General features: G+C 61.3%; 16 protein-coding genes. 3 read left to right on the top strand and 13 right to left on the bottom strand.

Annotation, left to right across the window (positions count from 1 at the left end):
• Positions 1–9: 9 nt before the first annotated feature.
• A complete protein-coding gene (locus B0G75_RS14180) occupies positions 10–768 on the top strand; it encodes an SDR family oxidoreductase (protein WP_106280016.1) in 759 nt (252 codons plus the stop codon).
• Between the two features lie 155 nt (positions 769–923).
• Positions 924–2243 (top strand): MFS transporter, encoded by a 1320-nt coding sequence (locus B0G75_RS14175; protein WP_106306227.1) that lies wholly within the window; start codon positions 924–926, stop codon positions 2241–2243.
• Positions 2244–2318: 75 nt separating this feature from the next.
• On the opposite strand, the gene B0G75_RS14170 is transcribed toward B0G75_RS14175, so the two are convergent.
• The 13 genes from B0G75_RS14170 to B0G75_RS14110 all read right to left on the bottom strand — a co-directional run bounded on the left by B0G75_RS14170 (position 2319) and on the right by B0G75_RS14110 (position 17992).
• Positions 2319–2696 (bottom strand): response regulator, encoded by a 378-nt coding sequence (locus tag B0G75_RS14170; RefSeq protein WP_106306224.1) that lies wholly within the window; start codon positions 2694–2696, stop codon positions 2319–2321.
• A gap of 6 nt (positions 2697–2702) precedes the next feature.
• Positions 2703–5846 (bottom strand): CheR family methyltransferase, encoded by a 3144-nt coding sequence (locus B0G75_RS14165; protein WP_106306221.1) that lies wholly within the window; start codon positions 5844–5846, stop codon positions 2703–2705.
• Positions 5843–6097, bottom strand: coding sequence for a type II toxin-antitoxin system ParD family antitoxin (locus B0G75_RS14160; RefSeq protein WP_106306218.1), 255 nt, complete (start codon positions 6095–6097; stop codon positions 5843–5845). The genes B0G75_RS14165 and B0G75_RS14160 overlap by 4 nt, the downstream gene beginning before the upstream one ends.
• A 215-nt stretch (positions 6098–6312) precedes the next feature.
• Positions 6313–8754, bottom strand: a complete 2442-nt coding sequence (locus tag B0G75_RS14155; protein WP_106306215.1) for a PAS domain S-box protein — start codon at positions 8752–8754, stop codon at positions 6313–6315.
• Positions 8755–9201: 447 nt separating this feature from the next.
• Positions 9202–9588: a BON domain-containing protein gene (locus B0G75_RS14150; RefSeq protein ID WP_106306212.1), complete on the bottom strand. Its 387-nt coding sequence runs from the start codon at positions 9586–9588 to the stop codon at positions 9202–9204.
• A gap of 30 nt (positions 9589–9618) precedes the next feature.
• The gene (locus tag B0G75_RS14145; protein WP_106306209.1) at positions 9619–10764 is read right to left on the bottom strand and encodes a porin; all 1146 of its coding nucleotides are present in this window, start codon (positions 10762–10764) and stop codon (positions 9619–9621) included.
• A 91-nt stretch (positions 10765–10855) separates the two neighbouring features.
• Positions 10856–12484 carry a 3-(methylthio)propionyl-CoA ligase gene (locus B0G75_RS14140; protein ID WP_106306206.1) on the bottom strand — a complete coding sequence of 543 codons (1629 nt, stop codon included), beginning with the start codon at positions 12482–12484 and terminating at the stop codon, positions 10856–10858.
• A gap of 42 nt (positions 12485–12526) precedes the next feature.
• Entirely contained in the window at positions 12527–12889 is a 363-nt protein-coding gene (locus B0G75_RS14135) for a Rieske 2Fe-2S domain-containing protein (RefSeq protein ID WP_106306202.1), read from the bottom strand.
• On the bottom strand, positions 12876–13436 hold the full coding sequence (locus B0G75_RS14130; RefSeq protein WP_106306199.1) for an alpha/beta hydrolase: 561 nt from the start codon (positions 13434–13436) through the stop codon (positions 12876–12878). Before B0G75_RS14130 ends, B0G75_RS14135 begins: the two co-directional genes overlap by 14 nt.
• A 74-nt stretch (positions 13437–13510) precedes the next feature.
• Positions 13511–14359, bottom strand: a complete 849-nt coding sequence (locus B0G75_RS14125) for a TauD/TfdA family dioxygenase (protein ID WP_106306196.1) — start codon at positions 14357–14359, stop codon at positions 13511–13513.
• A 10-nt stretch (positions 14360–14369) separates the two neighbouring features.
• The gene (locus B0G75_RS14120; protein ID WP_106306193.1) at positions 14370–15350 is read right to left on the bottom strand and encodes a quinone oxidoreductase; all 981 of its coding nucleotides are present in this window, start codon (positions 15348–15350) and stop codon (positions 14370–14372) included.
• Between the two features lie 112 nt (positions 15351–15462).
• Positions 15463–16782 (bottom strand): MFS transporter, encoded by a 1320-nt coding sequence (locus tag B0G75_RS14115; RefSeq protein ID WP_106306190.1) that lies wholly within the window; start codon positions 16780–16782, stop codon positions 15463–15465.
• 154 nt (positions 16783–16936) lie between these two features.
• Entirely contained in the window at positions 16937–17992 is a 1056-nt protein-coding gene (locus B0G75_RS14110) for a 3-keto-5-aminohexanoate cleavage protein (RefSeq protein ID WP_106306187.1), read from the bottom strand.
• 242 nt (positions 17993–18234) lie between these two features.
• Between B0G75_RS14110 and B0G75_RS14105 the strand changes: the two genes are divergently transcribed.
• Positions 18235–19236 (top strand): AraC family transcriptional regulator, encoded by a 1002-nt coding sequence (locus B0G75_RS14105; protein ID WP_106306184.1) that lies wholly within the window; start codon positions 18235–18237, stop codon positions 19234–19236.
• Positions 19237–19471: the final 235 nt, after the last annotated feature.

Raw genomic sequence — 19471 nt, 5'->3', positions numbered from 1 at the left:
GGAGACATCATGCGGTTGACAGGTAAAACGGCCATCGTCACAGGTGGCGGCTCGGGTTTCGGTGAAGGCATTGCGAAGACCTACGCGCGCGAAGGCGCGAACGTGGTGGTCAACGATCTGAACGGCCCGGCCGCCGAGCGCGTGGCCAGCGAAATCGCGTTGGCCGGCGGCAAGGCAATCGCGGTGGCGGGCAACGTCGCTCAACGTGAAGACTGGCAAAAGCTGCGCGAGGCCGCGCTTGAAGACTTCGGCAGCGTGCAGATCGTCGTCAACAACGCGGGCACCACGCATCGCAACAAGCCGGTGATGGATGTGACGGAAGCCGAATTCGACCGCGTCTATGCGGTGAACGTCAAAAGCATCTACTGGAGCGTGCAGGAATTCGTGCCGTATTTCCGCGAGCAAGGCGGCGGCTGCTTCATCAATATTGCATCCACGGCGGGTGTGCGGCCGCGCCCCGGGCTCGTCTGGTACAACGGCAGCAAAGGCGCGGTGATTATCGCGAGCAAGTCGCTGGCGGTCGAGCTGGGTCCGGACCGCATACGCGTGAACTGCGTAAATCCGGTGATCGGCGAGACGGCGCTGCTGTCCGAATTCATGGGCGTGGAAGATACGCCGGAAAATCGCCAGCGCTTTCTTGCGGGCATTCCGCTCGGGCGTTTTTCGACGCCGCAGGACATCGCCAACGCCGCGCTTTATCTGGCTTCGGACGAGGCGGAGTTCATCACCGGCGTGTGTCTCGAAGTGGACGGCGGGCGCTGCGTGTAGCGCCGCGCCGTATCTGGTCCGCGAGGGTTTCGTGTGCAACGGCCCTCGCCGCAGTCAGTGTTTTCCCCGGGTATCGATTCGTCATGCAGACCACGCAGCGCGGATAGAATCGATCGACGGCAGTACTTCAATTCCACAAGAAAAGAGGAGACACCATGGCTAGTCCCGCAAATCCGCTCCACCATCCCGGCGCGGGTGCGCCGCCTTCCACTTTCGAAGAGGCCACCTACCGCAAAGTCACCTGGCGGCTCGCGCCGCTTCTGATGCTCTGTTACGTGGTCGCGTATCTGGATCGCGTCAACGTCGGTTTCGCCAAGCTGCAAATGACCAGCGATCTTGGGCTGAGCGATGCGGTGTATGGTTTCGGCGCCGGGATTTTCTTTGTCGGCTATTTCATCTTCGAGATTCCGAGCAATGTGATCTTGCATAAGGTCGGCGCCCGGGTGTGGATCGCGCGGATCATGGTGTCGTGGGGCGTGATCTCCATGCTGACCATGTTCGTTACTACGCCGACGATGTTTTATGTGATGCGCTTTCTGCTTGGTCTGGCTGAGGCGGGGTTCTTTCCTGGGATCATTCTTTATCTCACGTACTGGTATCCCGCGCATCGGCGTGGTCGCATGACTACGTGGTTTATGACGGCGATTGCGTTGTCGGGTGTGATCGGCGGGCCGGTGTCGGGCTATATCCTGAAGACCTTTAACGGTTTGAACGGCTGGCATGGCTGGCAATGGCTGTTTCTGCTCGAAGGGATTCCTTCGGTGATCGTCGGGATCATGGTTTTTGCCCTGCTGGACGATCGGATTTCGAAGGCGAAGTGGCTTACCAAGGAAGAGCAGCAGTTGCTTGAGCGGCATGTTTCTGCGGAGGAGGCGACCAAGCACGATATGCCGATTCGGCAGGTGCTGACGAGTGGGCGGGTATTGATGCTCAGTCTTACGTACTTCTCGTTTGTGATGGGGCTTTACGGCGTGAGCTTCTGGTTGCCGACCATCATTAAAGCGACTGGCGTGACGGATGCGTTCACGATCGGCTTGCTTTCGGCGATTCCGTTCGCGGGCGCTGTAGTGGCGATGGTGTTCGTGTCGCGTAGTGCGGACCGGAAGCGGGAGCGGCGCTGGCATATTGCGCTGCCGGCGTTTGCGGGGGCGATTGGGCTGGTGCTTTCTGTGGTTTGGACGCATAACACTGTGTTGGCGATGGCGTCGCTAACTTTGGCGACCATGGGCATTCTCACTACCCTGCCGCTGTTCTGGAGTTTGCCTACGGCGATCCTCGCCGGCACGGGCGCCGCTGCCGGCATCGCCATGATCAACTCGATCGGCAATTTGGCGGGTTTTTTGAGTCCGTATGCGGTGGGCTGGCTCAAACAGGCGACGGCCGCGAATGACTCCGGCATGTATATGCTGGCGGCGTTCATGGTGCTCGGCGGGTTGCTGGCGATCAGCGTGCCGGCGAAGATGGTGAATAAGTGAGGGGTTGAGGCGCCTCTCGCTGCCACGTCCCATTCGTTATTGACCTCCGCGGGTCGGGAGATCAGGCCACCGGCGTCAGGGGTTACGGGAAGCAAGCGCCCGGAAAAGCGCGCGTGGATCGAATGGCTTCTCGCAGCGAGGGTAGCCGGAGTAGGCAGGATCGAGCGCATCCGCGCCATAGCCGGTCGTGAAGACGAAGCGCACGTTGCGCTCAGCCAGCCAGTCCGCGAGCGCGTACGACTTTTCGCCGTGCAGGTCCACGTCGAGTACCGCGCTATCGAACTGGTCTTTGTTGGATTCGACATACGCGAGCGCTTCGCCCAGCCAGCCCAGCGGACCAACAACTGTAGCTCCGGCCTCTTCGATCAGGCTGCAAAGCGCCTGCGCGACCAGGAAGTCGTCTTCGATGACCAGTATCCGGCGTCCCCGAATGTCTGTATCCGTTCCATCCATTTTTCGTCAACTCTGGTCGGCAGCAAAGCGACCCTTCCGTTCGAAAGGCATCTCAATCCGGCACGAGACGCCGTCGTGACCAAAAACCAGTTCCGCCTTCGCGCGCAACGAGTACGCCAGCGCCTGCTCGATCAACTGTCGTCCATATCCACGCTTTGAGGAATCGGGCGGGGTTGGCAGCCCACTCTCCCGCCATTCCAGCAGCAGCAATGATTGGTCCTGCTGACCGTCCTCGACACGCCAATAGACCTCCAGCCGCCCCTGGCCGTCTTTCAGTACCCCGTACTTGACAGCATTCGTCGCGAGTTCGTGTATCGCCAGCGCAATGTTCTGCACATATTCAAGACCAAGGGGAACGCTTGGACCATCGATAAGAATATTGCGGGCGTCAATGCCGGCGATTGTTTCAATCTCCATGCGTACGATGTCGCCCAGGTCGATATGCTCGCCAGTGGCCTTTCCAAGAAGACCCTGCAGCCGTCCCAGGGCGCGCAACCGTGAGATGAACGCCTCAACGGGCGGCTCCTTTCTCAGCGTCTGACGCGCAAGCGACTCGACGAGCGCGAGCAGATTGCGGGTGCGGTGCTGCAGTTCGGCAATGAGGACTTTCTGACGCGTCTCGGCGTGAGTCAGACCGGTGACGTTCAGAAACGTGATCACCACACCTTCGGGCCGCCGGTCGCCATTGCGATAAGGCGAGAGACGCACCAGATAATTGCTCGTCCGATCCTTGCTATCGATACGGCGTTCGATCACGTCGCCCTCAGTCACCGTTCGCGCGATGTCGCTGTCGAAGTGCGGCATGTGCAACGGACTGGCCAGATCGGTGATGGGTCGCCCCCGGTCGGTCGGACGGATATTGAACACTTCGGTCATAGCGGGCGTGAAGCTGCGAATCACCAGATGCCGGTCCAGAAATACCGTGGCCACCGCCGTACTCTCGAACAGGTTCTGCAGGTCGCTGTTGGCCCGATCGAGTGCTTCGATCTTCCGGTTGAGTTCGCCATTGACAGTGTGCAATTCCTCGTTCAGCGAAACCAGTTCCTCCTTCGACGCTTCCAGCTCTTCATTGGTGGACTGCATCTCTTCATTGACCGAGACCAGCTCCTCGTTCGACGACTTGAGTTCCTCCAGCGCGGTCTCATACTCCTCGATCACGGACTGCAGGCGCTCACGCGTTTCGCGGAGTTCCCGTTCTGTCTGCGCGGCCGTCCCGTCGCGCGCGGCATGAGCGCGGCCCAATGCTTCCTCACGGCTCAGGACCGCTCCCTGATCGATAAACAGAACAAGGAACAGCGGCTCAACGCCGGGCTTGCCGGCCAGCGGCTCGACGGTGACATTCACGATCTGCACGCGCCCATCGTCTTCCTCGACCGGGATGCCCTCCCGTGTCACTGAACGACCGGCTTCAACCGCTTCCCGGAACACGGTCCGCAGTTCGAGGCGGATGCCCTTGCGCGCCATGGTAAATATCTGCCGCGACGGAATGCCGGCAGGCGGTTCCAGATATTTGCCCGTTCGTGCCGAATAGTACGCAACGTCGCCGTCGCGATTGACCAGCACGTGGGGCGGTGAGAACCGCTCCAGCACCTGGGCGTCCACCATCTGGCGCAGCGCAACCGCACCCACTTCCGGGCGCCGCGTAGCGAGGTCGCCCGCTTGACCGGTGCGCATTGACGAAACCATCAGTGGCAGCCGTACGTGCGGTGCGGGAACCGACCGGCGGCGGAAAATGCGATGCTTTTTCTCGACCGGTGCAAAGAGATCGTCGAACTGGCTGACACTTTCCGACGTGCCGAGAAACAGGTAACCGTCCGGGCGCAACGCATAGTGGAACGTTGGAATGACCTGTCCTTGCACATCCTGGCCGAAATAGATCAGCAGGTTGCGGCAGGAAATCAGGTCCATCCGTGAAAAAGGCGGGTCGCGAATCACGCTGTGCGGAGAAAAAATACACAGATCGCGCACCTCCTTGGCCACGACGTAACTCGCACCGTCCGGAATGAAAAACCGGTTACGCCGTTCGGGAGAGACGCTGTCCAGTAGCTGGCCTGGGTATTTGGCTGCGCGCGCGACCGCGAGTGCATGTTCGTCTATATCGCTGGCGAATATCTGCACGCGGGGCGGAGCCGCAAGCTGGTCCATGTGTTCGCGCAACAGAATGGCTAGCGAGTACACCTCTTCACCGGTCGCGCAGCCGGGGACCCAGACGCGTACCACGTCGCCAACACCGCGCCCCTCGAAAAGTTTCGGGACGACAGTACTTGTAAGTTTCTCAAACGCATCCGCATCGCGGAAGAAATTGGTTACGTTGATGAGCAGGTCGCGGAACAGTGCGCCGACTTCCTGCGGGTCGCGCCGCAGGTGTTCGACGTAGGCATCGACTGCCTCGACATGGATTACCTGCATACGCCGCTGCACGCGACGCATGAACGTGTTCGTCTTGTAGCCACTGAAGTCGTGACCAAGCTGGCCGTGCAGGATGTAGTAAATCGCCTTTCTCGCGTCATCGAGATGTTGCTGTTCCGCGGCGCTTCGGGCCTTGAATGCAATATCGTCCAGCACATAGGTGCTTCGGGCAAATTCAGCCAGCTTCGCTCCCATCTGTTCGACGGGAATAGCAAAATCGATGAGCCCGGTGGCGATTGCGCTCTCGGGCATGCTCGCATGCTGAGGCCCAAAACCGTCCGCGATCTGGGCCATGGCGAGGCCGCCACGCTCTTTGACCGCCTTGACGCCGAGCGTCCCATCGGAATCGCCACCGGAAAGGATGATACCGACGGCCAGTTCGCCGCGGTCGTTTGCCAGTTCACTTAAAAAGATATCGATCGGCTTGCGCTCGCGCCGGCCTGTCTGCTGTGCGTGAACCCGCAGATGGTTGTTCTCGACCCCGAGGACCACATCGGACGGTAGCACGTAGACGTGGTTTATCTCGATCGGCATGCCGTCAGCCGCGACCTGAACCGGTAGCGACGTATATCGCGCCATGACCTCGTGCAGCAGGCTTTCACGCTCCGGGCCGAGATGCGTGACGATCACAACGGCGACGCCGGGGTCGGCGGGCATCCCGCGAAAGAAACCGTCCAGTGCTTCGATGCCTCCGGCTGAGGCGCCGACGCCGGCGACCGGGAACCGCGATACGTCGTTCACAAGGCTCTCCCACGCCTTTGCACCGGCACTCCGCGATCAATTTTTTCAGCGACAGCGGCCTGTGGCTCGTCGCCTGGCGCGACAGCATTTTGCGTGGACAACATCGGATTCGAAAATTGTGCTTCCAGCAGGCGAAGCGCCTCCCGCACCACTTCGCTCGCCGTACGGTAGCGGCCCGATCCTACCTGCCCCTCGACAAAGTGACAAAGGTGCTCTGTCAGCGACACGGTGAGCGCGTATTTGCTTGGCATGGGTGGTCTCTTCAAGTTCAGACTTCAACGGTACTACCTTGTCTCACCCGCGTCTATGGATGCCCTCGACAAAGCTCCCGCCTTTCACCTCACGCACCGACGGCCAGACTTGACCGCTGTGATGCTGCGAAACTGTGGAAAATTCGGACAACGTCGGAACGTCCGCACATTGGGCAACGGCTGCCTCGGGCCGGCGTTGAGACGGTTGCCCCAGGTTACCGGGAACCTGGACCTTTACCTGCCGCGTCGGTTTTCTCTGGTTGTCTATTACCGGCGCGCGGCTCCGCCAGCGGCCTCATGGCCGGCTGCAACGCGGCACGCAACTGATCAAGCGTGAAGGGCTTGCGCAGCGCCGACCATTCGAATTCAAATCTCTCGTGAACCGGAACCGGGTTTCCGGAAGCAAAAATAATTTTGAGTTCCGGACGGATGGAGGCTGCGCGCCGAGCGAGTTCGGTGCCTGACATATCCGGCATGACGATGTCGGTGAACAGAACGTCAAAGTCTTCATCTTGCAATGCATTCAGCGCCGCCGCCGCGCTGTCTGCACGCCTCGGCCTCATCCCGATCAGCGTCAATAGCTCGAAGGTTGCTTCCAGCGACGCGGCGTCATCTTCCACGATCAGAATGCGCGGGCCCTGACCGTTTGCGACCGACCCGACGCCATCACCTGAACGGGCAGCAGGCGCACGCGGTTCCATCGCTTCGATCTCGCTGTTTCCGAGCACCTGCCGCACCTTGACGGCAAGCTGCTGCCGACTGTACGGCTTGCTTAGCAGTTCCACACCAGGATCGAGCCGGCCACCATGTACGATCGCGTTCTGCGTGTAGCCGGACGTAAAAAGCACCTTCAGCCCGGGCAACATCTGGACTGCCCTTCTGGCCATTTCCGGACTGCGCAGCGCCCCGGGCATCACCACGTCGGTAAACAGCAGATCAACATGCACGCCGCTGGCCACCACCGCCAATGCCTGCTCTGCGTCGTTGGCCTTGAGCACCGCATAACCGAGACCGCTAAGAAGCTCGACGACCGTCGCTTGCACCTTCAGATCATCCTCCACGACGAGAATCGTCTCGCTGCCGTGCTTGAGGACACCACCGGTGCTTCGTCTGGTCTCCACCGCCGTGCCGGTTGAGCGGGGCAGATAGATCTTGACGGTCGTCCCCTCGCTGACCTCGCTATAGAGCCGGATATGGCCGCCGCTCTGCTTGACGAAGCCGTACGCCATGCTCAAGCCGAGGCCCGTGCCCCGCCCTTCTGGCTTCGTGCTGAAGAACGGATCAAAAGCACGCTCCATCACCTCGCGGGTCATGCCGGTCCCCGTGTCCGTGACAGCCAGCATCACATACTGCCCCGCCGTGACGTCGGTGAGCGCCGAAACGTACTCGTCGTCCAGCGTTGCGTTGGCGAGTTCGAGCGTGAGCTTGCCGCCGTCCGGCATCGCGTCGCGCGCATTGATGGCCAGATTCAGGATCACGTTTTCAAGCTGATGCGGATCGGCAATGGTATTCCACAGGCCGCCCGCGACCACGGACTCAATCTCGATCGTCTCGCCCAGTGCCCGTCGCAGGAGGTCGTCCAGCGCCTGAAGCTGACGCGCGGGATTGATGACGACAGGCTCAAGGGGCTGCTGGCGGCCAAAGGCCAGCAGTTGTGACGCGAGCTTCGCGCCGCGGTCGACCGCGTCAAGCGCGTTGCCCAGCCGCTCGGCGCTCCAGCCGTCACGGCCATGCCGACTTTCGAGCAGTTCCAGGTTGCCCCGCAGTACCTGGAGAACATTGTTGAAATCGTGCGCCACCCCGCCCGTCAGTTTGCCCAGTGCTTCCATCTTCTGCGCCTGGAACAACGCGCTTTGCGTCTGCTCGAGCAGTTCGCTGGCGCGTCGCCGCTCGGTGATGTCGCGCGTCACTTTCGCAAATCCGACCAGCTCGCCTTCTTCGCGGATGGCGTCGATCACGACATGCGCGAAGAAACGGCTGCCGTCTCTGCGCACGCGCCACCCCTCCGCCTCGAAACGTCCGTCGCGTCTCGCCGTCTCCAGGCCCCGGAAAGGAACGCCTGCTGCGACATCCTCTGGCGTGTAGAACCGGGAAAAATGCGAGCCGATAATCTCCTTCTCGGTGTATCCCTTGATGCGCCGCGCCCCGGCGTTCCAACTCGTGATGTGCCCATCGGGCGAGAGCATGAAGATGGCATAGTCGGTGACACCCTGAACCAGCAGGCGGAAGCTCCGCTCGCTTTCGAGCACCGCATCGTGAGCCGCCTTCTTGTCACTGACGTCGCGGACCACCTTGCCAAAACCGATAAGCTGCCCGTGGCTGTCGCGAAGCGCCGTCATGACGACGTTCGCCCAGAACGTCGTGCCATCCTTGCGCACGCGCCAGCCCTCCGCCACGTACCGCCCGGCCGTGGTCGCGGCCTGGAGCGCAGCCTCGGGCACACCGGAGGCGCGGTCCGCCTCCGGATAGAAGACGGAGAACGGCTGACCGATGATCTCGTCGGAGCGATAGCCCTGGATGCGTTCGCCGCCCGGGTTCCATGTCAGCACAGTGCCCTCGGGCGAAAGGGCGAAGATGGAATAGTCCTGGGTGGATTCAGCCCATAGGCGAAGCCACACCGAACTGAATTCTCCGGATTTGGGGTCAACATCGCTCATCTGGTTAACCTGTAACGCCGATTGGCAGGGATTAATCCTATATCGGTAGCAATAAGCGAGCCCGACAGGAGTTACAGGCGGTTGACTGTTTGGTCCGCAATCCCGGGAGGCCCCGTCCGCGGCAAACGTTCGCAGAAACTGGCTGAAAGTCGGCTATAGATTGATGCTGTGAAAAAGTCGCCGCCCTGCTTTTTCAACTCGGCGGTGAAAAAATCGACCTCTCGGATCGGTCTACAAACCGTTCGCGAATGCCAGCTAAGGGTAAGACGCCCCCTAAAAACCTTATGCGAGAGACGTCAACGACTTTTTCAACAACATTGGCCATCAACGGTCGTTCATTCTCGCCATTGCGATAACATTTGAACGTGGGCGTCGCCACTAACGGGTTGAAGTCGGCATGGCCGAGTTGTCTTCGGCGCTGCCCACCGCGTTGCTGACGCAGGCAGATTACATGCCGCCAAATGGCTTCTTCACAGTCAGCTTGTTGGTCACTGACGTCACGCCGGGAACGCCCCGAGTGATCGCCTCGGCCTTGTCTATCTGGGCAGCTTCCGTGACCGTGCCATTCAGTGTCACAGCGCCGTCTTTCGCGATGACACTGATGTCTCCGGCGTTAATTTCCTTGTACTTTCCGATGGCAGCATAGACCTTCCGGCGCAGAGCGCGATCCGCTTTGCGTCCCGTGGGTGCCGCTGAGCCCGATCCCGCCATCGCGGACGCACCCTGCGCACCGGAAGGGCTACTGGCTGTTTCACCGGCATGACACCACGTGGTCATGGACATCGCAACGAGCAATGTGGCGACCGCCGGCCCAAGTGTCTTGATTGTTTTCATGGATTGCTCCGGTTGATGAGGGTGACGGAATCAGAAGTTATGGCGGAGGCCGATCATAGCCGCAGTGGTAGAGATGCCCGGGGCAACCGGTGCCCCGTAGACAATCGTCTGGTTCATCGTCCCCTTGTTGTCGACGTAGCCAGCTTGCGCGTACACCTTGGTCCTTTGGGACAGGTTGTATTCGGCACCCACCGCGATTTCGCTCGAGTGATTCGCTGAATGATTCCGGTCCTTCAGGTAGTAGTAGCCGGACGTGATCCTGAAGCGCGGATTGAACTGGTAGCCGAGGCCGCCCGACACCATTTCGAAGTCAGCAGTGTTGCTCTTCGCCGGGTTTTTGCCGATGCCATACGAGGCGGACATGGAAAATCCGCTGATCGTATACATCGCACCGAAATAGTAGAAGCGATTGTTGCCCTGGCCTGTCGCAGGTATAGCCGGCGCCGCTGGATAGGTCAGCGGGAACGGATTGGTGTCATGCCCGTTGTAGTACACGGCGGACAGGTTCAGTCCGTAGTTCGAATACTTGAGCACAGCCGACTCTCGCGTGCCGCCCTGGAACTGTCCCGCGACGCCGCCCGGCGCGTACTCGAGCGCAAGCGATGCACCATAGAATTTCGGCGAATTGTAGACCAGCGCATTGCTGTCATAGAGGGCGCCGATTGGAGCGTTCGTGCTGGTACCGGGCCAGCCCGCCGCCTGATTGATGCCGAGCCACGCAGTCAGGATACTGCCGAAATACTGTGCGCCGCGTACGTCGGTTTCCGCCATGGCGTAGATCATCGGGATGATCTGGCGGCCGGCGTCGAATGTGCCAAACGGCCCGGCTGCGCCAATCGTCGCGAACTGGTTGAAGATTGCGGTCGTGCCTGGCGTATCGGACAGCCCAAACTTGCCGTTCGTGGTGTTAAACGTGCCTTGCAGCTTAAAGGTGATCTTGTAGCCGGCGCCGATGTCCTCACTTCCCTTCAGGCCCCAGTAGCTCGAATAGATGCCACCGTCCTTGAGTTGATAGGTATGCCCCTGGTTTCGCGCGGTCGGCTGGAACGTTGCCGCCGAGGTACTTTGATACAGGAGCCCACTGTCGACTACGCCATAGAGCGTGACTGAAGACTGGGCATGGGCTGCGCTGGAAAAAACTATCAGCACTGCCAGGCTGCTTGATTTTAATTTCATTGTGTCTCCTCCGGGTTTGAGGCGTGCCGGGTGGACCCGGCAGTTTATGGTTTGTCCTCGAATAAAACGGTGTTGCTGCCGTGCCGGTGTCTCAGGCCGACAGGTAATAATCGCCGAACTGATCTCGCAACCGGTTCTTGAGCACCTTGCCTGTTGCACCGAGCGGAACCGAATCGACAAACACAACGGCATCGGGCTTCCACCACTTCGCAAGCCGGCCGTCAAAAAACGTGAGCAGCTCGTTCGGGACGAGTGCGCTGCCAGGCTTCTTCACGATCAACAGCAGGGGGCGCTCGTCCCATTTCGGATGCCGCGCGGCGATGCATACCGCGGTCGTGACTTCGGGGTGCAGGTAGGCGATGTTTTCGATGTCGGTCGAACTGATCCATTCGCCACCGGACTTGATGACGTCCTTGCTGCGATCTGTAATCTGCATGAAGCCGTCGGGATCGACCCTGGCCACGTCGCCGGTTGGGAACCAGCCGTCGCGCAGCGGCGGGGTGTCGTCACCGCCGAAATATTCCCGCGTGACCCAATGACCACGCACGAGAAGGTCGCCCGTTGCGCTGTCGTCCCATGGCAAATCGTCGCCTTCCAGACCGACGATTTTCATATCCATGCCGAATACCGGGCGTCCCTGCTTTGCCTGAAGTGCGTAGCGCTCCTCTACCGGTAGAGACAGCTGATGCGCCTTGAGACTGCAGATCGTTCCGACCGGGCTCAATTCCGTCATACCCCATGCATGCACGACATCGACGCCATACCGCGCCTGGAACGCCGTCATCATCGCTGTCGGGCAGGGTGCGCCGCCGATAATCGTGCGCTTCATCGACGAAAACGAACCCGTGGTCGCGTCGACATGCGCAAGCAATCCCTGCCAGACTGTTGGAACGCCGGCCGACAGTGTGACCTGTTCGCCCTCGATCAGCTCATGAAGCGACTTGCCGTCCAGCGCCGGCCCCGGGAACACCAGCTTCGCACCGACCATGCAGGCGATATAAGGCAATCCCCACGCGTTCACATGGAACATCGGCACGACGGGGAGGATCACATCGCGCGCCGAACAGTTCAGCGAATCCGGCAGCGCCGCCGCGTAGGTGTGCAGCAGCGTAGAGCGGTGGCTGTATAGAACCCCTTTCGGATTACCTGTCGTACCTGACGTGTAGCACAGCGACGAGGCGCTGTTTTCGTCCAGCAACGGCCAGTCGAATGCGTCACTGTGACCGTCGACGAGATCCTCGTAGCACAGCAGCGTCGCCGACAGGCCATGGTCTCGCGGCATGTGCGTGCGATCGGTCATTGCAACGAAGACCTTCGGGCTCCTGACTCGCGACGCGACGCTCTCGATCAGCGGCAGAAACGTCAGGTCAAAGAACACCACGCGATCTTCCGCATGTTCGATGATGTACACGAGCTGGTCGACGTGAAGGCGCGGGTTGAGCGTATGCAACACGGACCCGGACCCCGACACAGCGAAGTACAGCTCCATGTGCCGGTAGCCATTCCATGCCAGCGTCCCAACCCGCTCGCCCGGCTTGATGCCGAGGCCTGCCAGCGCGTTTGCCATGCGGCGCGCGCGTTGCGCGAGATCCCGGTACCGATACCGGTGAGTGTCGCCTTCTACCCGTCGCGACACGATTTCCTGTTCGCCGTGATGGCGTTCAGCATGCATGAGCAGCGAAGCGACCAGTAGCGGTTGTTGCATCATCAAACCTTGCATCCTTGTTCCCCTGAATGGCTGTGTGTTTCCGCGCGGCGCGGATCACGATGCCGCATTGCACGCCGGTGCCGGCGCGGGACTGGCGACTGGGTCCTCGATACTCACGAACAGCTTTCCGCCGATGGTCTGGACCGGGAATGTCGTCAGGCTCAACCCACTCACACCCGGCATGCGACCGGTGCGGAGGTCGAAGCGCAGACCGTGCGCCGGGCAGCTCAGCACGCCCCCGTCGAGACGGCCGTTTGCGATCGAAGCCCCCTGATGGGGACACGCGTTGTCAATCGCGTGGATCGCGCCGTCGATGTTAAAAAGAACAACCCCGCGGCCATTGATGAAGGCCAGCTTTCGCTGGCCTGGTCCGAGTTCATCGACCGCGCCAACCGGTATCTGATCAGACGAGTTCATGGATCAGTGTCTCCGCCATGGGCCATTCACCAAACCCTGCAGCGGGATTCAGGTGACCGACTTCGCCGAGATCGACAAGACGGCTACCCCAGTCTTCCGCCATCGCCGCCACACGCTTGAACTGCGCGAGCGGATCGTTGCGGCTCGCACCCACGATGCTCGGGAACGGCAGCGGCTTTCGTGGAACCGGATGCCAGCCGTTTCCGGCCAGCGCATCAATGGTCGGATAGCCCGCCGGCAGCGGCGTCTCGAGATCGGCAGGAGCGGCGAGCAGCGCACCGTGAATCTTGCGGCTGTGCTGGCCGGCCCAGTGCGCCGTAATCATCACGCCCGCACTGTGCGCGACCAGGATCACCGGGCCATCGATTTTCGCGAGGGCAGCATCGAGCGCCGCAACGCGCGCAGCGCAACTGAGTTTCTCGTGCTCGAGCGGTGGTACCGAGTCCGCCTTGGGCAACTTCCGCTCCAGCAGCGTTTGCCAGTGCTCCGCGACGTGGTCGCGCAAGCCGGGCACAATCAGAATGGTCGGCGTCGTATTAAGAGTCATTAAGTGGTTTCCTGTCGACCGGAGTTCGAGCTTTAGCGCGCTGCTCCGATCTCATGCAGATGGTTGCGGTCCGATCAGTACGGCTTGTCGCCGATAATTCCGGCGCGCTCCATCTTGCGGTCACACGGCGGGTAGTCCATCACCGCGTAGTGCTGCGTGCTGCGGTTGTCCCAGATCGCGATGCTGTTTGGTTTCCAGCGCCAACGGACCTGGTACTCCGGGATGTAGGCCTGGCTGATGAGATAGCGAAGCAGTTCACCCGCACCCGGATTGGCGTCCTGCCCGAAGCGCACGCGCGCCGGCGTGTGGTAATTGGTGAAATGGGTGGTGAAGGCGTTCACGAACAACACCTTTTCATCGGACTCCGGATGCGTGCGCACGACTGGATGCTCGGCGTCCGGAAATTGCGCTTTGAGCGCGAGACGTTTTTCGATCGGCATCGCGGCGCCGAAGCTCGCCTCGATGCTGTGGCGAGCGCGCAGGTCCGCGATCTGGGTCTTGATGTGACCCGGCAGGTTCTCGTAGGCGAGAACCATGTTTGCCCACATCGTGTCGCCGCCAACTGGCGGGCACTCCACGCAGCGCAGGACAGCGCCGAACTGAGGCGCCTCGCGCCAGGTGGCGTCCGCGTGCCACGCGTTTTCATACCGGTCGTTGGGCTGGTCCTGGTTCTTATAGATGCGCACAAGGCCCGGATGTTCCGGGTCGCTGCCGGCGACAGGATGGTCCTCCAGTGCGCCGAAGCGGCGAGCGAAAGCGACGTGCTCGCCGCGCGAAATGTCCTGATCGCGCAGGAACAGCACCCTGTGCTCAAGCAGCGCCGCCCGGATCGCGGCAAACAGGCTGTCATCGTGAATGGCATCGGCGAGATTCACCCCGACCAGTTCGGCGCCGATGGCACACGTCAATTGTTCGACTCGCATGAGTTGCTCCTCAGATGACGAAGACCGACGAACCGGTCGTCTTGCGCGATTCGAGGTCCCGGTGGGCCTGCGCCGCGTCCTCCAGTGCGTAACGCTGGTTGAGTTCGATCTTGATGCGGCCCGCAGCGACATGCCCGAAGAGTTCACCAGCAAGTTCGTTCTTCTCGACGGGGTCGGCAATGTAGTCCGCCAGCGCGGGCCGCGTCAGATAGAGCGAGCCCTTCATCGCCAGCATCTGCGGATTGAACGGCGGGATCGCTCCGGACGCCGTGCCGACGCAGACCATCAGGCCACGGCGCCTGAGCGAATCGAGCGACGCCTCGAAGGTATCCTTGCCGACGCTGTCGAACACGACGTCCACGCCCGTGCCGTTGGTCAGCTCGCGCACACGCTTCGCGACATCTTCCCGGCTGTAGTAGATGATGTGATCGCAGCCATGCGCGCGGGCCACCTCGCCCTTGGCCTCGTTCGATACCGTGCCGATCACGGTGAGACCCAGCAGCTTCGCCCATTGCGACACGATCAGACCGACACCGCCGGCGGCGGCATGCAGCAGGATGGTGTCGCCCGCCTTGAAGTCGTGAATGCGGCGCATCAGGTACGAGGAGGTCAGGCCTCGCATTGTCATGCCGGCAGCTGTTTCGCAGGAGATTGCATCAGGCAGCTTGATGAGCGGCGCGGCCGGAATCAGGCGTTCCGTACTGTAAGCGCCGAGCGTGTTGAGAAAGCCGGTGTAGGTCACGCGATCGCCGACTGCAACGTTGGTCACGTCCGGGCCGATGGCCTCGACCACACCTGCCGCCTCGACACCCATGCCCGCAGGCAGCGGCACGGGGTACAGGCCGGTGCGGAAGTAGGTGTCGGCGAAATTCAGGCCCACTGCCTCATGGCGCAGTCGAACCTGGGCGGGGCCGGGGTCGCCCACCTCAACGCTTTCAAAGCGCAACACTTCGGGACCGCCGGTTTCATGGAAGCGCACTGCTTTTGCCATGTCAAATCTCCTATTCATTACTCGAACTGCGAATTTATTTCGCCTGTGAAGGGCTGCCCAATTTGCTCTCAGGCGCACTTGCCAGGTCTAAAGCTCGCGGGTGACCGTCGGGTCAGCTGCCGGCCTGCTCACGCAAGGCACTCAGGCGATCGAGGTCGACGCCATAGTTCCGCTTACCGATGAAGAAGGCGATTGCCGCCACGAGAGGTGCGAACGGCACGAGTTGCAACGCGCCGAGCAGCCCGATCCGGTCGGCCACGATGCCTGTCAGGACCGCAGCGGGTGCCAACCCCAGCAGGTTGTTCGCCAACGTCAGGGTGGCAAACGCCGATGCGTGGATCGATGGCGGAGTGAGGTTCGCCACCATCGCGCCCGAGGGGCCGGTTGCGCCGGCACAGAAGAACATGCCGGCGCCGATCACGACGAGCTGTGCCGACCCCGCCGGCATGCGGAAGCCGATTGTGAGCAGCACGAAGCAGAGCAGACAGTAGGCGACGGCGGTGCTCCACTTCCTTTCCCGCGCATGCTTGCTGAGCCGGTCGGCCAGATTTCCGCACACCACCATGCCGAATGCGGTGGCCAGCACGAACACGGCCGCGCCCATGGCCGCCTTGCCGGCAGGCATGCCGTAGTAGCGGTTCAGGAAGCTGGGCATCCACGCCCATACAGCGGCCGGAACCAGCAGATGGATGCCGCTGCCGACGTAGGCGCACACGACCGACTTTGTCGAAAAGAGTCCTTGGATCAACGCGCGCAAGCTCATGCACACACCGGCGCCTTGCGTCCGACGGCCCACGTTAGCCGGCTGTAGCGGCGCGAGTCGCTTTTCGGTGATGGCAAACCGGTAGAAAACGACCAGCATGATTCCAAGTGCCGCCATCGCCCCGAACGCCGCGCGCCAGCCGAAGTGAGCCGCGACGGCACCGCCCAGGGCCATGCCCAGCACCGAACCAAACGCTCCGCCGGCCATGAACGCGGCGGTGAGCGTGGCGCGCAGCCGCGCCGGAAAGATGCTGAGGACGACCGCGATGCCGACACTGCCATAGGCGGCTTCACCGATACCCACGAAGGCGCGCGCGAGTAGCATCTCGCCATAGTTCGTCGCGAGCGCGCAGCCGAGCGTCGCGAGACTCCACATCGCCGCCATCAGGACAATGCTCTTCACGCGGCCCCAGCGGTCGGCGAGTACCGAAAGCGGAAAGGTGAGCACGCCGACCATCAGCGCGACCACGCTGCTGAGCGAACCGAGCCGGGTGTCGGAAAGATTCCATGCCGCCTTGAGCATCGGAAACACCGCATTCAACACCTGCCGCGACATGTAGTCGGATAGCAGCAGTCCCACCGTCAGCACGAATACCACCCACGCATACGCGTGCACGCCTTTTTGCGTTGTCGAAACATCGCCCGTCAAGGGCTCGGCATGCGTGAACATGAGTTGTCTCCTTCGTGTCCAGCCCGTTGGCGACCGCCTTTGCGTTCAGCCCAAAGGCAGCCTTTATGGATACTGCAAAACTCTCCCCGGCCTGGCCGACGAGCCCTGCTTTTGAAGCCCGGCGTCCGCGAAACGTCGGCCGCGCTTCAAACCCTCACGCCGCGCGCAGCGGCAGGTTCTTCACACCGGCCTTGCGATTCGGCGCCATGCCGTTGGCCGCGAGCGTCTCGTCGACCGTCTTGTACTGCACGCCAATCTTGTAGATTTCGCGCGCTTCCTTGCCGCTCGCAATTTCACGGCCCAGTTCGCGCGCCACGCGCACACACTGCTCGATCTGCTGCACCGAGCTCATGCGATTGCCGTGCTGGTCAATGATCGTGTCCTCGATGCCGCAGCGCGGATGCAGGCCCATGGCCATCGCCATCATGTTGAAAGGCAGCACGTTCTTCAGCAACGACTCGGCTGTAATCGTGCCGCCGTCCGGCGCACGGTGGACGAAGTTGAAGAAGTTGTGCGGGTTCGGACCGTCGAAGCCGCCGCCGATGCCGATCCACGTCAGGTTCAGCGGCCCCTTGTAGACGCCCTTGCGCACCAGGCGATCGAGCGTTTCGAGCGCATGGATACCGGTAAGCTGAAAGTGCGGCTGGATGCCCGAGGCCTGCAGGCGGCGCAGATGCTCCATAACCCAGGCTGGACCCGCGGGCACGGTCATTTCGCTGTAGGCGGCCATCAGCGCAGCATCGGCCAGCGACGTGCCTTCCAGGTACTCCGGATAGAGCAGCTCCATGATGTTCATCTGCGTGGTGTTGATCGCGACCGTCACCTGATCGGGTTTCGGGTCGAGATCGGCTAGCATGTGGCGCGTGTCGTCGGACAGCCACTTCGCGGCCTGGCCGTCGTCTTCCGGTGCAAACGAGATCGAGCCACCCACCTGGATGATCATGTCCGGCACGGCCGCGCGCACGCCGGCAATCAGTTCGTTGAACTTCGACAGGCGCTTGGAGCCCTTGCCATCCAGTTCGCGCACATGCAGATGCAGCACGGTCGCGCCGGCCTCGTAGCAGTCGACGGCCTTCTGGATCTGCTCCTGCATCGTTACTGGAATGTCTTCCGGAAAGTCCTCGGGCATCCATTCCGGGCCGTACGGCGCGGTTGTGATGACAACCTTGTCCTGGTTCTCAGGGTGCAGCGAATCGTCGAGGAATTGCATCGTGTTCTCCAATATGAGTACGGTGTTCCGACGCTCGCGGCACGGCTGGCCGCATGAAGACAGATCGGAACATGATGAACCGTTGAGAACCCACGATACGGCAATCCTGCGCTACACTTTTATGATATGGCGCCATTCTTTTAGCTTTTCATGCCACTAGGCGTTAACACCGGTGTGTGCGGCAGACGCCTCAATATCAGACGCAGGAAGGCCGCCTGCGAGGCGTACGCGGAGACAAAGCGATGGAAACGATGTTGCGCTCGGTAGGCATGAGCGGCTATTTCGATGTGACGCGGCGCGTCGGACTGAACCCCGTCGAGCTTGCGCAGCAGGTCGGGATCGATACCGCGGCACTCGCGAATCCGGACGACCGCATTCCGGCAACCGCCGCGTGCCGACTGCTGGAATTGACGGCCGAAAAGGCGTCATGCCCGACTTTCGCGCTGCAGATGGCCGAGACCCGGCAGAAGTTCGGTACCGGTGTGATCAACGTCCTGCTCGCGCACAAGCGCACGCTGCGCGAGGTATTGCTGGCCACGGCTGAATACCGGCATCTCTTGAACGAAGCCCTGGCTGTGTATGTCGAGGACGTGGGAGAAACGGTTACCATCCGCGAAGAACTGGTCGTCGAACCGGGTACCCCGACGAATCAGGCGATCGAACTCACGGTCGGTGTCCTCTGGCGCCACTCCAGCGCTCTGCTTGGCGATCACTGGAAACCACGCTCGGTTCATTTTGTTCATCAGGGACCGAGAGACCTGACGTTTCATCGACGGTTCTTCGGCTGTCCACTGGAGTTCGGCAGCGATTTCAACGGCTTCGTGTGTGCGGCCGCCGATCTCGACTACCCGAATCCCTCCGCTGACCCGGAACTGGTGCGATATGCCGAGAGCCTCGCGGATTCGCTCAATGTAACCGGTGTCGATTCGACCGCGCTGGAAGTGCGCAAGGCGATCTACTTGTTGCTGCCCGTTGAGCAGGCCACCGTCGAACTGGTTGCCCGCCATTTACGTCTGAGTGTTCGCACCATGCAGCGCCAACTTGAACTTGCGCATACCAGCTTCTCGCGTCTGGTCGAGGAAGTCAGGGGCGAGCTTGCCGTGCGCTATATGAGCAACCCACGCTATCCCATCGGGCGAGTTTCCGCACTGCTTGGCTATTCGCAGCAGGGCTCCTTCACAAACTGGTTTAATTCGCGCTTTGGTGTAACGCCTCGTGAATGGCGCAACAGCCATTTGAAATGATCGCGCTGCGCCTTGGTGTGCAACGAGGCCTGGCGACCCAGACATTCGGTTTTCATCACCCGCGAGCGTGTGAACGGATAAACCTTCACTGGTAGCGCAAGTGGCCGTGAACGGCTGATAACTCGTCTTGAGATTTGACCTCTTCCATGGCCGCGCAGGCTCTGAAGCAGCCGTTGCAACTGCGAGGTTCCGAACGACGGCTTCGGCTTAAGCGGTCAAATCAAGCACCACAGAA

It is taken from the genome of Paraburkholderia sp. BL18I3N2 (genome assembly GCF_003001875.1).
In the GTDB taxonomy this organism is placed as follows: domain Bacteria; phylum Pseudomonadota; class Gammaproteobacteria; order Burkholderiales; family Burkholderiaceae; genus Paraburkholderia; species Paraburkholderia phytofirmans.
This window is presented reverse-complemented; position numbering and strand designations above follow the sequence as displayed.

Coding starts and splice junctions, on each gene's coding strand:
- B0G75_RS14180 (WP_106280016.1), top strand. CDS start 10: ATGCGGTTGACAGGTAAAACGGCCATCGTCACAGGTGGCGGCTCGGGT.
- B0G75_RS14175 (WP_106306227.1), top strand. CDS start 924: ATGGCTAGTCCCGCAAATCCGCTCCACCATCCCGGCGCGGGTGCGCCG.
- B0G75_RS14170 (WP_106306224.1), bottom strand. CDS start 2,696: ATGGATGGAACGGATACAGACATTCGGGGACGCCGGATACTGGTCATC.
- B0G75_RS14160 (WP_106306218.1), bottom strand. CDS start 6,097: ATGCCAAGCAAATACGCGCTCACCGTGTCGCTGACAGAGCACCTTTGT.
- B0G75_RS14155 (WP_106306215.1), bottom strand. CDS start 8,754: ATGAGCGATGTTGACCCCAAATCCGGAGAATTCAGTTCGGTGTGGCTT.
- B0G75_RS14150 (WP_106306212.1), bottom strand. CDS start 9,588: ATGAAAACAATCAAGACACTTGGGCCGGCGGTCGCCACATTGCTCGTT.
- B0G75_RS14145 (WP_106306209.1), bottom strand. CDS start 10,764: ATGAAATTAAAATCAAGCAGCCTGGCAGTGCTGATAGTTTTTTCCAGC.
- B0G75_RS14140 (WP_106306206.1), bottom strand. CDS start 12,484: ATGCAAGGTTTGATGATGCAACAACCGCTACTGGTCGCTTCGCTGCTC.
- B0G75_RS14135 (WP_106306202.1), bottom strand. CDS start 12,889: ATGAACTCGTCTGATCAGATACCGGTTGGCGCGGTCGATGAACTCGGA.
- B0G75_RS14130 (WP_106306199.1), bottom strand. CDS start 13,436: ATGACTCTTAATACGACGCCGACCATTCTGATTGTGCCCGGCTTGCGC.
- B0G75_RS14125 (WP_106306196.1), bottom strand. CDS start 14,359: ATGCGAGTCGAACAATTGACGTGTGCCATCGGCGCCGAACTGGTCGGG.
- B0G75_RS14120 (WP_106306193.1), bottom strand. CDS start 15,350: ATGGCAAAAGCAGTGCGCTTCCATGAAACCGGCGGTCCCGAAGTGTTG.
- B0G75_RS14115 (WP_106306190.1), bottom strand. CDS start 16,782: ATGTTCACGCATGCCGAGCCCTTGACGGGCGATGTTTCGACAACGCAA.
- B0G75_RS14110 (WP_106306187.1), bottom strand. CDS start 17,992: ATGCAATTCCTCGACGATTCGCTGCACCCTGAGAACCAGGACAAGGTT.
- B0G75_RS14105 (WP_106306184.1), top strand. CDS start 18,235: ATGGAAACGATGTTGCGCTCGGTAGGCATGAGCGGCTATTTCGATGTG.